Annotated in this window: 13 protein-coding genes; 7 read left to right on the forward strand and 6 right to left on the reverse strand. The window is 66.6% G+C overall.

Annotated features, from left to right (window positions below; genetic code table 11):
• Positions 1-91: 91 nt before the first annotated feature.
• The 4 genes from pstS (at position 92) to pstB (ending at position 4,076) form a co-directional block, all read left to right on the forward strand.
• Complete coding sequence (gene pstS, locus VGP60_RS08360) at positions 92-1,219, forward strand: phosphate ABC transporter substrate-binding protein PstS (protein ID WP_327547311.1); 1,128 nt, start codon at positions 92-94, stop codon at positions 1,217-1,219.
• A gap of 225 nt (positions 1,220-1,444) precedes the next feature.
• Complete coding sequence (gene pstC / locus VGP60_RS08365; RefSeq protein ID WP_327547312.1) at positions 1,445-2,368, forward strand: phosphate ABC transporter permease subunit PstC; 924 nt, start codon at positions 1,445-1,447, stop codon at positions 2,366-2,368.
• A 4-nt stretch (positions 2,369-2,372) separates the two neighbouring features.
• Positions 2,373-3,296: a phosphate ABC transporter permease PstA gene (gene pstA, locus VGP60_RS08370; RefSeq protein ID WP_327547313.1), complete on the forward strand. Its 924-nt coding sequence runs from the start codon at positions 2,373-2,375 to the stop codon at positions 3,294-3,296.
• A 3-nt stretch (positions 3,297-3,299) separates the two neighbouring features.
• The gene (gene pstB, locus VGP60_RS08375; RefSeq protein WP_327547314.1) at positions 3,300-4,076 is read left to right on the forward strand and encodes a phosphate ABC transporter ATP-binding protein PstB; all 777 of its coding nucleotides are present in this window, start codon (positions 3,300-3,302) and stop codon (positions 4,074-4,076) included.
• Between the two features lie 78 nt (positions 4,077-4,154).
• On the opposite strand, the gene phoU is transcribed toward pstB, so the two are convergent.
• The 4 genes from phoU to idi form a co-directional block, all read right to left on the reverse strand.
• Positions 4,155-4,820 (reverse strand): phosphate signaling complex protein PhoU, encoded by a 666-nt coding sequence (phoU, locus tag VGP60_RS08380; RefSeq protein WP_327547315.1) that lies wholly within the window; start codon positions 4,818-4,820, stop codon positions 4,155-4,157.
• A 150-nt stretch (positions 4,821-4,970) separates the two neighbouring features.
• On the reverse strand, positions 4,971-6,398 hold the full coding sequence (locus VGP60_RS08385) for an LCP family protein (protein ID WP_414640310.1): 1,428 nt from the start codon (positions 6,396-6,398) through the stop codon (positions 4,971-4,973).
• Between the two features lie 859 nt (positions 6,399-7,257).
• On the reverse strand, positions 7,258-7,947 hold the full coding sequence (locus VGP60_RS08390; protein WP_327547317.1) for a GGDEF domain-containing protein: 690 nt from the start codon (positions 7,945-7,947) through the stop codon (positions 7,258-7,260).
• An 80-nt stretch (positions 7,948-8,027) separates the two neighbouring features.
• Positions 8,028-8,645: an isopentenyl-diphosphate Delta-isomerase gene (gene idi, locus VGP60_RS08395; protein WP_414640309.1), complete on the reverse strand. Its 618-nt coding sequence runs from the start codon at positions 8,643-8,645 to the stop codon at positions 8,028-8,030.
• A 115-nt stretch (positions 8,646-8,760) separates the two neighbouring features.
• Here idi and VGP60_RS08400 point away from each other — a divergent pair, with 115 nt between their 5' ends.
• The gene (locus VGP60_RS08400) at positions 8,761-10,194 is read left to right on the forward strand and encodes a DUF6461 domain-containing protein (protein WP_327547319.1); all 1,434 of its coding nucleotides are present in this window, start codon (positions 8,761-8,763) and stop codon (positions 10,192-10,194) included.
• Here the strand turns inward: VGP60_RS08400 and VGP60_RS08405 are convergent.
• Positions 10,191-10,790: a DUF4190 domain-containing protein gene (locus tag VGP60_RS08405; protein WP_327547320.1), complete on the reverse strand. Its 600-nt coding sequence runs from the start codon at positions 10,788-10,790 to the stop codon at positions 10,191-10,193. The two genes, VGP60_RS08400 and VGP60_RS08405, sit on opposite strands and share 4 nt — an antisense overlap.
• Positions 10,791-10,880: 90 nt before the next feature.
• The gene (gene dusB / locus VGP60_RS08410; RefSeq protein WP_327547321.1) at positions 10,881-12,029 is read right to left on the reverse strand and encodes a tRNA dihydrouridine synthase DusB; all 1,149 of its coding nucleotides are present in this window, start codon (positions 12,027-12,029) and stop codon (positions 10,881-10,883) included.
• A 107-nt stretch (positions 12,030-12,136) separates the two neighbouring features.
• On the opposite strand from dusB, the gene VGP60_RS08415 reads away from it, so the two are divergent.
• The gene (locus VGP60_RS08415; protein WP_327547322.1) at positions 12,137-12,697 is read left to right on the forward strand and encodes an isochorismatase family protein; all 561 of its coding nucleotides are present in this window, start codon (positions 12,137-12,139) and stop codon (positions 12,695-12,697) included.
• A gap of 256 nt (positions 12,698-12,953) precedes the next feature.
• Positions 12,954-14,753: a DUF2339 domain-containing protein gene (locus tag VGP60_RS08420; protein ID WP_327547323.1), complete on the forward strand. Its 1,800-nt coding sequence runs from the start codon at positions 12,954-12,956 to the stop codon at positions 14,751-14,753.

Here is a 14,753-nt window from a genome sequence, read left to right on the forward strand (position 1 = left end):
CGGCCGACCGGCCATTGTCGCTGCCTACTGTCCGAATTCGACGCGGCGAGTCGACCGCGCGACTTCGATCTCTCCTACTGGAGGAAATGCAGTGAAGATCATGCGGCCGATGAGCGCGGTTGGCATTCTGGCGAGCGCCGCCCTCGTGCTCGCCGCCTGTAGCTCCGACCCCGCGGCAAGCAACACCGGCGCTTCGGCGCCGGCGGTTCCCGCGGCGACCGGTACGGCACAGGTGGACTGCGGTGGCAAGAGCCCACTGTCCGCGGAAGGTTCCTCCGCGCAGAAGAACGCCATCGACATCTTCTCGCTGGAGTACGGCAAGAAGTGCCCCGGCGCGCAGGTCAACTACAACCCGAGTGGATCCGGTGCCGGCGTCAAGCAGTTCAACGCCAACCAGATCGACTTCGGTGGCTCGGACTCCCCGCTGTCCGGTGCCGACGTCGCCGCCGCGAAGGCCCGTTGCGCGAGCGACGCATGGAACCTTCCGCTGGTCGTCGGCCCCGTCGCCATCGCCTACAAGCTGACCGGCGTCGACAAGCTGGTGCTGACCCCCGAGGTCGCCGCGAAGATCTTCAACGGTGGCATCAAGAACTGGAACGACCCGGCCATCAAGGCGGTCAAGGGCAACGAAAGCCTGACACTGCCGGACAAGCCCATCCAGGTCGTCTCGCGGTCCGACGAGTCGGGCACCACGGACAACTTCCAGCAGTACCTGACCGCCGCCTCCAAGGGTGCTTGGACCCAGGGTGCGGGCAAGGCGTTCAAGGGCGGCGTCGGCAACGGTGCGGCCGGCTCGAATGGTGTGGCGCAGGCGGTCAAGGCCGCTGACGGAGCCGTGACCTACGTCGAGGGCGCTTTCGCCAAGGACGGCCTCACCCCCGCTCTGCTCGACAGCGGTTCCGGCGCGGTCGAGCTCTCGGCGACGAACGTCGCGAAGGCACTCGACGCTGCCAAGTTCAAGACCCCTGGCTCCAACGACCTGGCGCTCGACCTCGCCGGCATCTACGGGAGCAACACCCCGGGTGCGTACCCGCTGCTGCTCACGACCTACGAGATCGTCTGCTCCAAGTACTCGGACCCGAACGTCTCGAAGGCCGTCAAGGCGTTCCTGAACGTCTCCGCGACCGACGGCCAGGCGCCGCTGTCCGCGAAGGGCTACGTGCCGATCCCGTCCACGCTGCAGGAAAAGGTTCTGGCCGCCATCGCGGCTATCGCCTGATAGCTGACCGATGTTTCACTTGGTAGCGAACCTGAGTAAAGACGGGCTGGACAGAGATAGTCGATGAGCGAGTCATCCTCGACGCGAACGCCCACCGGCGACCCCGGTGGGCGTTCGTCGTCGGCGCAAACACTTCCGGAGGGCCAGATTTCGGAGCAACCAGCGGCGCCGGCACCACCAGACGGCAGTTCTTCTGGGCCGATAGCCAGCAAAAAGGGCACCAAGGTGCGGCCTGGCGACCGCATCTTCAAGAACCTGACCACCGGCGCCGGCATCTTCGTGGTGGCGCTGATCGGCCTGATCGGCCTGTTCCTCCTGGTGCAGGCGATCCCCGCGTTGCGAGCCAACAACGCGAGCTTCCTGTTCTCCCGGGCGTGGTCCACCAACGACCCGACCAACATGAGCTTCGGCATTCTGGACCTGCTGCAGGTCACCATCGCGACCTCGCTGGTCGCGCTGATCATCGCGATGCCGGTCTCGCTCGGGATCGCGTTGTTCCTGACCCAATACGCGCCGAAGAGACTGGCCAGGGCCTTCGCGTACATCATCGACCTGCTCGCCGCGGTGCCGTCGATCATCTTCGGCCTGTGGGGCATCCTCGTGCTGGCGCCGGCGATCGAGCCGTTCGCCATCTGGATCAACGAAACCTTCTCCTGGTTCCCGGTCTTCGCGCCCGGCAACGTCGCGCCGAGCGTGCGCGGCACCATCTTCACCGCGGGCGTCGTGCTCGCCGTGATGCTGCTGCCGATCATCACCTCGCTGACCAGGGAGGTGTTCGAGCGCACGCCCACCCCGCATATCGAGGGCGCGCTCGCGCTCGGCGCCACCCGCTGGGAGGTCATCCGCACCACGGTCCTGCCGTTCGGCAAGGCCGGCTACATCGGTGCCTCGATGCTCGGCCTCGGCCGGGCGCTCGGTGAGACGATCGCGCTCGCCGTCATCCTGCTCATTCCGGTCGGCTCCTTCTTCGACTGGAGTGTTTTCGACGGTGGCGCCACGTTCGCGTCGAAGATCGCGTCGAACTACAGCGAGTTCAACAACCCGACCTCCGCCGGTGCCTACATCGCGGCCGGTCTGGTGCTGTTCCTGCTGACGTTCCTCGTCAACTTCGCGGCCCGCGCCATCATCGCCGACAAGAAGGGGGACTGAGACCGTGACGACGTCAACTTCGCTGTCCGCTCCCATCACCACCCCCGCCTTCCAGCAGGTGAGCCTGGCGCGCAAGGCCAAGAACGGCGTGGCCACCGTGCTGGTGTGGCTGTCGTTCCTGATCGCCGTCGTCCCGCTGGTGTGGGTGCTCTACACCGTGGTCGCCAACGGCATCACCCGGATCCCGTTCTCCAACTGGTGGACCGAGGACCTCGGTTCGGTCCTGTCCGACGAGGTCGGTGGTGGTGTGCTGCACGCCATCATCGGAACGTTGCTGCAGGGCATCGTCTGCGCGATCATCGCCGTGCCGCTCGGGCTGCTGGTGTCGATCTACCTGGTCGAGTACGGCCGTGGCACCAAGCTGGCCAAGGTCACCACGTTCATGGTGGACATCCTCTCGGGTGTCCCGTCGATCGTGGCGGCGCTGTTCATCTACGCGCTGTGGATCACGACGTTCGGCTTGCCGCGCAGCGCGTTCGCCGTGTCGCTCGCACTGGTGTTGCTGATGATCCCGGTGGTCGTCCGGTCTTCGGAGGAGATGCTGAGGATCGTCCCGGACGACCTGCGCGAGGCCTCCTACGCCCTCGGCGTGCCCAAGTGGAAGACGATCATCAAGATCGTGCTCCCCACGGCATTGTCCGGCATCATCAGCGGCGTGATGATGGCGCTGGCCCGGGTGATGGGTGAGACCGCGCCGCTGCTGGTGCTGGTCGGTTACTCCGCATTCGAGCACTGGAACATCTTCAAGGGCGAAATGGCGTCCTTGCCGCTGTTGATGAACAACGAACGCGTCACCAACACGATGAGTGTCGGCACTGTCGGCTTCGAACGGATCTGGGGTGCCGCACTGACCCTGGTGATCATCATCGCCCTGATCAACCTCCTCGCCACGGTGATCTCCCGCGTGGTCGCCCCGAAGAAGAAGTGAGCTATGGCAAAGCGAATCGATGTCAAAGACGTGGACATCTTCTACGGCAAGTTCCACGCCGTGGACAACGTCACGCTCCAGGTGCCGCCGCGTAGCGTCACCGCGTTCATCGGCCCGTCCGGCTGTGGCAAGTCCACCGTGCTGCGGACGCTGAACCGGATGCACGAGGTCATCCCGGGCGCGCGGGTCGAAGGACAGGTCCTGCTCGACGGCGAGGACATCTATGCGTCCAATGTGGACCCTGTTCAGGTGCGCCGGACCATCGGCATGGTTTTCCAGCGCCCCAACCCGTTTCCGACAATGTCCATTGGGGACAACGTCGTCGCCGGGCTGAAGTTGGCCGGTACCAAGAACAAGGACAAGCTCAAGGACATCGCCGAGCGCGCGCTACGTGGGGCGAACCTGTGGAACGAGGTCAAGGACCGGCTCAACAAGCCCGGTGGCAGCCTCTCGGGCGGGCAGCAGCAACGACTCTGCATCGCCCGCGCGATCGCCGTGCAGCCCGACGTCCTGCTGATGGACGAGCCGTGCTCCGCGCTCGACCCGATCTCGACCCTCGCCATCGAGGACCTCATCGGTGAGCTGAAGAAGGAATACACGATCGTCATCGTCACCCACAACATGCAGCAGGCCGCGCGTGTTTCGGACCAGACGGCGTTCTTCAACCTCTACGGCGTCGGCCAGCCCGGACGGCTCGTCGAGCTGAACGACACGGAGAAGATCTTCAGCAACCCCAACGAAAAAGCGACCGAAGACTACATCTCCGGCCGCTTCGGATAGCCACTGGTGGCACTTTCTCGCTTAAGTGCCCTCTCTCACTTCGTGAAGGAGGGCACTTAAGCGAGAAAGTGCGGGGCCTTACACGTCTTCGTTGGCTCCGTAGCCGGGCATCTTGCCGGTGACGACGAAGACCATCCGGCGGGCGACGGAAACGGCGTGGTCGGCGTAGCGCTCGTAGAAGCGGCCGAGCAGTGTGACGTCGACGGCGGCAGCGACACCGTAGGGCCAATCGCGGTCCATGATCACCGTGAAGAGGTGCTTGTGGATGTCATCGACCTGATCGTCGGCGGCTTCGAGCGACCGCGCGGCCTCGATGTCCTTGTTCTTGATGACCTGTTCGGCCTGCCGCGCCAGTGCGACGGCGACCGCGCCCATCTCGGCGAAGTACGGGCGGACCGACTCCGGCAGCACGGGCTCGGGGTGACGCCGGCGGGCCGCCTTCGCGACGTGCAGCGCCAGGTCGCCCATCCGCTCCAGGCTTTCCGCCGCGTGGATGGCGGCGAGCACGGTCCGCAGATCGGTCGCCACGGGCGCCTGGAGGGCGAGCAGCGCGTACGCCTGCTCCTCGCACTCGGCCCTCGCGTCGTCGACCTTCTGGTCGTCGCTGATCACCTGCTCGGCAAGGCCGAGGTCGACCTCCAGCAGTGCCTTGGTGGCCCGCTCCAGTGCATCCGCCACCTGAAGGGACATGGCCGCCAGGTTCCCGGCCAGTTGTTCGAGTTCGACATGGTAAGCCTCGCGCATGGCCTCACCTTACGTGCAGCGATACTCCAATGCCGCATCGCCGGGTGAACCGGACATGAACCCGGTCTAACGAATTCGTTGGCAGAACGGCATGTCAGGGCGTGTCTTGTGGATCACGAATCCCATCGAACAAGATCCACAAGACACGCCCTAGCCGGTAGAGGTCTTCTTCGAACCGGTCGACTTCGTGCTGCTGCTCGGCGCGGCCGCACTCGTGGAGGCCGGCGGCGCGGCCGCCTTGTCGTCGGGCAGTGCGACGTTTTCGATGAGAGCACGGAAGATTCCGGTCGCCTTGCTCGGGACGAGTACCTCGTTGCCGCGGGCGTTGGAGTTGCCCGTCGTCGGCACGGTGAGGAAGTTGATCTTTTCGGCGCTCAGCCCGCGCATCGACTGCGCCAGCGTCAACATCTGGTCGACACCGAGGTTATCGCCGAAGGTGGCCTTCGCGAACGCGGTGACGAACCCGGTGATCTTGCCGGCGTTCAGCATGACCTCCTTGGACATCACCGCTTTCAACAGCGAGCCGATGAACTCCTGTTGCCGCTTGATCCGGCCGTAGTCCGAAGTGATGTCGCCCTTGACATGCCGCGCCCGCACGAAATTGAGTGCCTGGTCGCCGGTGATCCGGATATCGCCCGCCTGCGGGATAACCTTGCCCAACACCGTGTCGTCGATCGGGATATCGGTGTGGATGGTCACGCCCTGTACCGCGTCGACCATTTCCTTGAAACCGTTGAAATCGATTCCGACGAAATGCGTCATCTTCATTCCGGTGATCTGCTGGATCACCTTCGTGACACATTGCGGACCGCCGACGGCATACGCGGTGTTCAGTTTCGCGATCTTCTGCGCGGGCGACTTTTCGTTGCTGTACTGGGAAGTTATCGGATCCCAGCGATTGCATTCCGGCCTGGCGATTTCGAGGTCACGCGGAAAGGAGACCATCACCACGCGCTGCCTGTCGGCGGGGATGTGCGCGATCATGATCGTGTCCGAGCGGGCGCCGGGGGCTTCGGTGGCGTCGCCGACACCGTCTTCCGCCTTCGCGCCGTCACGGGTGTCGGAGCCGACCATGAGGAAGTTCTCGTCGCCGGTCTGGCCCGCCGCGTTCTGGATGTCGGCCGAGTTCTCGTCGAGCGCGGCGACCTTGTTGAACTGCGAGTCGTACCAGCTCTTCGTGCCCCACGCGGCGCCCGTGCCGATGAGGACGATCGCGGCGAGGACGGCGGTGGCGATCCGGGTGATCAGGATCGACCGCTCGCTGCGGCGCTGCTTCTTTTCCTGCAGCCGGGTTTGCGGTGCCTTGTCGGCTTCCGCCCTCGTGGCGGCGTCCGGTTCGGGCGAGGTCGCGATGACCCGCTGCAAGGCGGTGCGGGTCTGGTCCAGGAACGCCGCCGGACGGGCCGCGAGGCGCTCACGGCGCTTCTTGCGTTCGTCCTCTTCGGCGTTCATCTCGTCGTGGGCCGCCGAGAACCTGGCCAGCGTGTTGTCGATCTTGTGGCGGACCGCGGTCGCGTCGTCGATCGCTTCCATCTGGTCGGTCATCGTCAACGGGTCCAGCTCCGCGCGCGGCGGCACCGGGACAGCGGACACGGGACGGCGCGGCGGACGCGGCGGCTGCTGAGCGCGCGGCGCCTGCGGGGCCTGAGCTGCCTGCGGCGGCTGAGGCGCCTTCGATGCCTGTGGCGGCGCGGGCACGTCGGCGGGCACAGGCGGACGACGGCGGGTCGGCATGTCGGCGACGGGCATTTCGGGTGCCGCACGACGTGGCTGCCGAGGCCTCGGCGGTCTGTCCTCGGGCAACGCGTGGGAGCCCGACTGCGGCGCCTGCTGTGGCTGACGTGCCGTGGGCGGCATCGGCGGCTTGGGCGCCTGCGCCGGCGGAGCGGGCGGGGCCTGCGGCGGCGCGACGGGACGCCTGACCGGCGCCGGTGGCTTCAGCGCGGGCGACTTCGGGGGGACTGGGGTGCGAGGTGCCGGCGGACGCGGCGCACTGGCCTTCGGGGCCGGCGGCCTGGCTGCCGGGGGTTTCGCGGCGGCGACGTCGGCGGCCGACGGGATCGCCTGTTCCCCGGTGCTCCTCGCCATCACCTCGGAGACGCTGATACCGCCGTAGGTGTCCATGGAACGACGACGCTTGTGCCGCGATGGGCGGCCGTGCGCCGAACCGTCATCCGAGCGGGGACCGGTGCCGTGGTCGGGTCGATCGTCGGGCACTCAGTCTCCTCTCGTAACAGGTGAAGCAAACAAATAAGAGCGTCGCCCCAGCCATACTGACGGTCCGCCAGTACTGACCTTTTCGTTATCGTACGGACACCCGAGGCTCGTGACGACACCCTCCCGCGAATTTCTTTCACGGTCAGTACCTCCGCAGCGGGTGATCGCCACTATCTGGTGAAGATCGACGTTCCCAGCTGGCGGAATGCTGAATTTAACGTTACTGAGGGTGTTCGACGATCTGGATGGATTCCCGATCCCGATACGCCACCATGTTCCGGCCGGCCCGTTTTGCGGCATAAAGGAGCGTGTCGGCGCGCACGAGTTGCCACTCGGCCTCCGTCACGCGGCCGGACGCGGGGCGCGTCTCATGCGCGATCCCGACGCTGATGGTCACCCGCAGGCCGGGTCTCAAGCTCGACCACGGGAAGCGCGCGACGCGGGCTCGGGCGTCCTCGGCCATCTTGACCGCGGTGTCGGCGTCGACGTCCGGCAGCACGAGCGCGAACTCCTCCCCGCCGTAGCGGGCGCAGAAGGCACCGGTGGGCAGGCCTTCCTGCAGGAGCGCGGCGACCTGGCGGAGCACGTCGTCACCGACGAGGTGGCCGAAGGTGTCGTTCACATGCTTGAACAGGTCCAGGTCGATCAGCGCGATCGCGATGCCGTCCCGGCCCTGGTGGTCGGCCAGCAGACCGTGCAGCCGCTGGTCGAGGTAGCGGCGGTTGTAGCTCGCCGTCAGCGAATCCCGCAGGCTGCCCGCGTGCGAGATGTCGAACGCGGCGCGCAGATGCTGGTACGCGCGCCGCCAATCGCCCTGGGTCGCGAGTAGCCCGGCAATGGATTCGTGAAGTGCCAGCAGGTCGCTCGGTCCGGCCTGGCTCGGAACGAGCGCGGCCTTGGGTTGCGACATGGTCACCTCCGTCACGAACAGTTTGTCGTCGTACTGGGGTGAGCTCTTGAGGTATCAGTACGGTCGAAAGCGAAAATCGCTCAAGTGGTCGATGCGGCCCGGTCTTCGTCACTCGCTGGAGTTGTTGATCTACCAAGCGATGCGAAGTATGGCAAATGTTCCAAATACGGGTATTGATCCTTGGCCCAGTAGCTCATGTTCTGCCGCTCGTCATGCAGCAAATGGGTGTATTCCGGCCAGGTGCGCCATTGGAACGAGTCGACCTCGATCGGGTTGGGTTCCGGGTCGGCGTCGGCGTACGCGACGAAAATCGGGCAGAACTCGTGCTCGATGATCCCGTTGAACGGCGGAGTCCGGTAAATGTAGCGGGGGACGACGCACTCGAGAGCTGTGAGCCCGGTCATACCCAGCTCGAATTCCGCGCGCCGCACCACGGCGTCCTCGAGCGCTTCGCCGGGCAGCGGATGCCCGCAGACGCTGTTGGTCCAGACACCGGGCCACACCTTCTTGGTGAGCGCGCGGCGGGTCATCAGCAGCGCGTTGTCGCTCCGCCGGAAGACGTAACAGGAAAACGCCAGATGGAGCTTCGTCCGGTCGTGATGGCTCGCCAGTTTGTCGCCGGTTTCGCCTGTCGGTTCGCCGTCTTCGGTGACGAAGACGATCTGTTCGGTCTCGGTTGCCGCAGGGGTGCCATCCACTCGGCTCACCCAACTACAACCGCGACCGCATCGCTACCGCGATGAGTGTCGTAGGGCCCTGCTAAAAAGGGAGATTATGGGGACTGACGGTGAGCTTGAGTCATTCGATTGGGTAGTGGAGAGCGAGATCGGCGAGGCGGGGTGCCTGACATTGGCCCGATCGACCGATTCCGAGACGGTTGCCCGCGCGTTCGGCGGGCAGGTCGAGCAGGCGCGTGAGATGTGTCTCGACCAGATCTGGACGGAGTTCGAAGGCGAGTCGGTGGTCGCCGTCCGGCGTCAGGGCGAGTGGATCGTGGCCGTCGAGGGCAACGGCTGGCAGGGCTCGCGGGTGGAGGTCCTTCGTGGACTCGGGTTCGCCGTCAGTGCTTATTGGAACGTCAACGCGCTGACCAGGTTCAGCTATGCGCGGGACGGACAAGTACAGACGGCGTTCGAAGCGATGGCACCGAACTGGCGCTACGGCGCCGATCCGGACTGTCTGGAAGAGATCCGCGCGGATCTGCCCTGGGACGACGACCGCTGGGTCGAGTTGATGTTCGCGCTGGCCGCGCGCGTGACCGGGCAGGCCGTCGAACCTGAGTGGTTGCAGGGTGAGTTCACGGTGTACCCGGTCGTCGAGCTGGTCGAGGACGTCCGAGCCGAGGTGGATCCCCAGTACGAAAGCTTGACGTACCAGGAACCTTTGCTGGGTTACGCGCTGCGGACGGCGGGCGATGTTTCACTTCGCGCTGTCGCGCGCGTCGCGGCAGAGTACGTCACCGAAGTCTGCGAAATCGGGGAGGTGGCGGAGGCTGATCTCGACGAGAGAATCCGTTGGGCAACCCATGAAGCCTCGGAAATCGGCCCGACGGCATGGCCGGCTATCCGTGCGCTGGAAGCTGTTCGCGCCTTGCGCAGTGCCAGTTCGATGGCCGCGGCGTTCCAGGCGTTGTACTCGGCCGGCTTGGCCTTGGCGAAAAGTCCTGAAGGACGGGCGGAACTTAACCTTCGAGCTATGGCCACACTTGGTGATCCGGCGCCGCCGCGAGGTTCCGCCGGAGTCGGTAAGCGTCCGGAGTGGATTACCGGGCATTGGCTCGCTCCGGCGGCCATCGTCACTTACGTGCGGACGACCGACATCCACGCGGTCGCCGCCGTGTTCGGCAGTGAGTCACATCCCGGCCCGGTGGAGTTGAGCGACACGTCCCAAGCCGCGCTGCGTGTCGACGGTGAGTGGGTGGTCGCGATCGAGTTCGGTGAGCTCAAGAGAAACCTCCAAGGGCAACTGAAAACGCTGTCGGCGGAGACGACAGTCGTCTGTGTTCAGTGGTGCGCCAGGGGAAACACGCAGTTCTACCACTACGAATCCGGGGAATCGCGCGTGGGTTTCCGCCCGCATGATGACGTGCCGGCTTCGCTCGCATCGCATGTCGAGGAATTGGGAGAACCGTTGCAGGGCAACGGAAGTGAGCAGGCGCCTTGGCTGCTCGCGCTGGCGCGGCGGCTCACCACCGTGTCCCTGGAACCGGCGTCACTCGACGAGGAGCATCTTGTGGTGAAGTTCTAGAAGTCCGAACAGGTCGCGAGCGCGAACGGCCCGGTCGCGGTGCCGGTCTTGGCTTCCTTGCCGTCGACGACGACCTTGCACGTCACGGTCCCGCCCTCTTCGCCGGTGGTGACCGTCAGCGAGCCGCCCTTCATGAATCCCTTGGTGTCCAACTGCTTCGACCACGGGAGCGTCGCGACGGGCTCCTGGTTGCTGCTGACACCTTCGCCGAACGTGGTGTAGCTGATCGTCACGTTCTTGGCGTCACCGGTCACCTCGTACTGCACGGTGGCCACGCGGTTGGCTTCCTCGTTGACGTCCGCCGCGACCTGGCCGAACGCGGCGGCCCACAGGACGCAGACCAGCAAACCGATGGCGGACAACACGATTCCGGCGATCGCTAGCCCTTTGTTGGTCGCCACGCCCTTGCGGGCGCGGGAGAACCCGATGATGGAGAAGATCAACCCGAGGATGACCATCGGCCACGCCACGATGCCGACGATCGGGATGATGGCGATGAGCAGGCCCACCAGGCCGAGGACGAAACCCGCGGTACCGAGGCCGTTGCGGGGAACGGCGGGGCCGGTCTGGGGCGGGTAGAGGTTGGGCTGAGTCATGACAATTCCCTTCGGCTGTCTTGTAGCCGAAGGGTCGAGCCTGCGAGGAGGGACGTTACGGCCATTTGGCCTAAGTCCCCCGTTAGTGGTTTAGCCGCCCGAGTGCATTTCTTCGGCTTCGGGAACGCAGTCGTCGTCGGGATCGTCGAGCCAGCCGTGCGGCAGCGTGACCTTGCCGGGCGAGCCCTGACGCCCGCGCGGGCCTTCGGCTGCCGTCGGGAACGGCGCTTCGTGGTCGAGCTGTCCGATGAGGCCGTCGAGCTCCTCCAACGACGTCACCAGCGCGAAGCCGCGTCGCAGCTCTGAGCCGACCGGGAAGCCCATGAGGTACCACGCCATGTGCTTGCGCAGGTCACGCATGGCCTTGGTGGGGCCGTCGTGCTCCACCAGCAGCTCCGCGTGCCGCCTGAGCACGCGACCGACCTCGCCGAGGTTCGGGCCCCGCGGGACGGGACGCCCGGCGAACGCGGCTTCGAGCTCGCCGAACAGCCACGGCCTGCCGAGACACCCACGCCCGACGACCACGCCGTCGCAGCCCGTCTCGGCCATCATGCGCAGCGCGTCGTCGGCGGAGAAGATGTCGCCGTTGCCCAGCACCGGAATCGTCGTGACGGCTTCCTTCAGCCGCGCGACCGCCGACCAGTCGGCCTGACCGGAGTACCGCTGCGCCGCAGTCCTGGCGTGCAGCGAAACCGCCGCCGCGCCCTCGGCCTCGGCGATGCGCCCGGCGTCGAGGTAGGTCTGGTGATCCTCGTCGATGCCGATGCGGAACTTCACCGTGAACGGCACCCCGGCCGACTCGGCGGCCGCGACCGACGCCTTGACGATGTTGCCGAACAGCTTGCGCTTGAACGGCAGTGCCGCCCCGCCACCCTTACGCGTCACTTTGGCGACCGGGCAGCCGAAGTTGCTGTCGATGTGGTCGGCAAGGCCTTCGCCGACGATGATCTTGACGGCCTCGCCCATGGTCTTCGGGTCGACTCCGTAAAGCTGCATGGACCTGGGCGTTTCGTGTTCGCCGAAGGTCATCATGTGCATGGTCCCGGGATGGCGCTCGACGACCGCACGGGCGGTGATCATCTCGCAGACGTAGATCCCGGCCCCGTACTCGGCGCACAGCTGCCGGAAGGCGACGTTGGTGATGCCTGCCATCGGCGCGAGCACCACCGGCGGATCGACCTGGTAGGGGCCGATCTTCAGGGCGGGTTTCGTCTCGACGAGGGCAGTCACATCCTCCATTGTCGCTGGTGACCGAAGCGATCCAGAAGTGGGTTGCGCGAAATTGTCGGCGTCGGCCTCTAACCTGGGCGCGTTCCTAACCACGGAGTACTGAGGAGGCGCAGCTCATGACCACCCTCGAGAACCGCCCGAACACCGCACTTCTCGTGGTCGACGTGCAGCAAGGCGTCGTCCATGAAGCCCATGAACGCGATGTCGTCGTCGCGAACATCGGTGGCCTTGTCGAAAAAGCGCGGCAGGAGCAGATCCCCGTTGTCTGGGTCCAGCACTCGGACGAGCACCTCGTGCAGGGAAGCGACGAGTGGCGGATCGTCCCCGAGTTGACCCCGGGCGACGCGGAGTCGCTCATCGCGAAGAACCACGGCGACGCCTTTGAGGGCACCAACCTCGAGACCACGCTGTCGGAGCTGGGCGTCGGGCGGCTCGTCGTCGTCGGCGCGGAAACCGACGCGTGCATCCGCTCGACGATCCACGGCGCGTTCGCGAGGGGCTACGACACGACCCTGGTCAGCGACGCCCACACGACGGGGGACAAGTCGCAGTGGGGCGCGCCGCTGCCGGACCAGGTCATCGCGCACACGAACCTCTACTGGACCCACCAGAGCGCGCCGGGGAAGACGGCCGGGACGGTCGAGACCAAGGCCGTCGGCTTCGGGGAGCCGTTCTGACCCAGCGTGGGTCGTGAGTGGCTACGAGTGTTCTAACCCTTGTTGCCACTCACGACCGGTGACCAGCACAGCCGGCCCGAGGACGCCGCTGACAGGACGTGCGCGTCCACCCAGGTCCTGATCCGATCCCACGCCGTGACCACCCCGCTGACAGTCCGAGCCGGGTGAGTGCGAGCTGGGTACAAGCTCTCGTTCGTGACCTGGAATGAGTAGTGCTACGGATCCGTTTCGCCCCTGGCTGTCCCATGCTGGTCACATGCCTGCCGATGTAGATGCTTTCGTCAAACTCGCCGAGGAGATCGACGACCTTGGGCGACGTCTGAAGCAGGTCGGCGTCGAGTTGCGGACCCTGCAGCCGGGCCAAGCCGCCGAGACGGCGACCGAGGCCCCGCAGCCGCAAGCACCGACACCGGCCCAGGCGCCGCAGCCACCACAGCAGCCGTGGCCCCAGATGCAGCCCCAGCCGTGGCCCCAGCTGCCGCCGCCACCGCAGTGGCAGCCGATGCCGCCGCCGTACACCCCGGTTCCGCGCGAGTCGCTGGCCGAGCGGATTGGCAAGGAAGGCGCCGGGAGCCGGTTGCTGGCTTGGATCGGTGGCGCGGTGACGCTGCTCGGCGTCGTGTTGTTGCTGGTACTGGCGATCCAACGTGGCTGGCTCGGGCCGTTGCCGCGGGTTCTCGTCGGCGCGGGGTTCGGCTTGGCGTTGATCGGGACGGGCGTGTGGCTGCACCGCAATCCCGCGGGCCGGACGGGTGCGTTCGCGCTGGTGGCGACGGGGATCGCGGCGTTGTTCCTGGACACGATCGCGGCGACGACGTTGTACGAGTACCTGCCCGCGCTGGCCGGGCTCGCGATCGGGCTGGTCGTGACGGTCGGTGGGTTGTTGCTGGCGGCGCGGTGGGAATCGTCGTTGCTCGCGACGGCGGTGGTGGTCGGGTGCGCGGTGTGCGCGCCGATGATCACGAAGGGGTTCAACCCCGAGCTGGTGACGTTCCTGCTGGTGGTTCAGGTCGCGACGACGCCGGTGCAGCTGCGCCGCGAGTGGTCGTCGGTCGCGCTTGCCGCGGGGATTCCGCCGCTGCTGGCGTCGGTGTTCAGCACCGCGCTGACCGGCCCCCGCGGTTCGTGGACGAACACGGCTGCCGCGTTGGCGGCGGGGCTGATCGGGATCGCGCTCGCGCTGGTCGTGGTGCGGCGCCGGACTGACAACGGCGCGCTCACGTTGCTCGCCTTCGCGGCGGCGCCGGCGTTGTTCGCGGCCTTGCTGCTGCCGAAGTCCCAGGCGGTGCTGGTTTCCGGCGGTGTCGCGGTGGCGCTGTTCGGGGTGTGGCTGACCGGCCGCTGGTGGCCGGGACACGCGGGCGCGCTCGCCGGAGTGGCCGGGCTGGTCGCGCTGTTCCAGACGACTGTCACCCAGTTCAACGGGTCGGCCTGCGCGGCCGTCCTGCTCGGCGAGGCGATCCTGGTCGCGCTGGTGGCACTGTGGACGCGCAGCAAGGTCGCTTTGCTGGCAGCGCTGGTTTTCAGCATCATCGGCGTGTTCTTCGCGTGGGCCGGGGACTTCCCGCCCGCGTTGCTCCTGCTGTTCCGCGACAGGACGTCCGGCGAGCTGGCCGGTGCCTGCGCGGTGGCCACGTTGCTGCTGGTCGTTTCCGTCGGGCTGCCTTGGGTGGCGTCCCGGCTCGGGATGCTCGGCGAGTCTTCGGAGAACGCGGCGCCGTGGCTGTTCGCCGGACTCGCCGCGCTTTACGGTGCGGCCGGGCTCGTGCTGAGCGCGTCGCTGCTGGTCATGCCCGGCCGGTCCGGGTTCCTGCTGGGCCACGTGCTGATCACCGTGTCGTGGACGGTGGCGGCGCTGGTGCTGCTCGTCCGCGGTATCGACGTCGTGGCGTTGCGAGTGTCCGGCCTGGTCCTCGTCGGCGCAGCGGTGCTGAAGCTGGTCCTGTTCGACCTCGCCACGCTGGACGGCATGGCCCGCGTCGCCGCGTTCCTCTGCGCCGGCCTGGTCCTGCTGGCCGCCGGCACCCGCTACGCCCGGCTCGTCGCATCCCGCTAG

Source organism: Amycolatopsis sp., assembly GCF_036008905.1.
In the GTDB taxonomy this organism is placed as follows: Bacteria; Actinomycetota; Actinomycetes; order Mycobacteriales; family Pseudonocardiaceae; genus Amycolatopsis.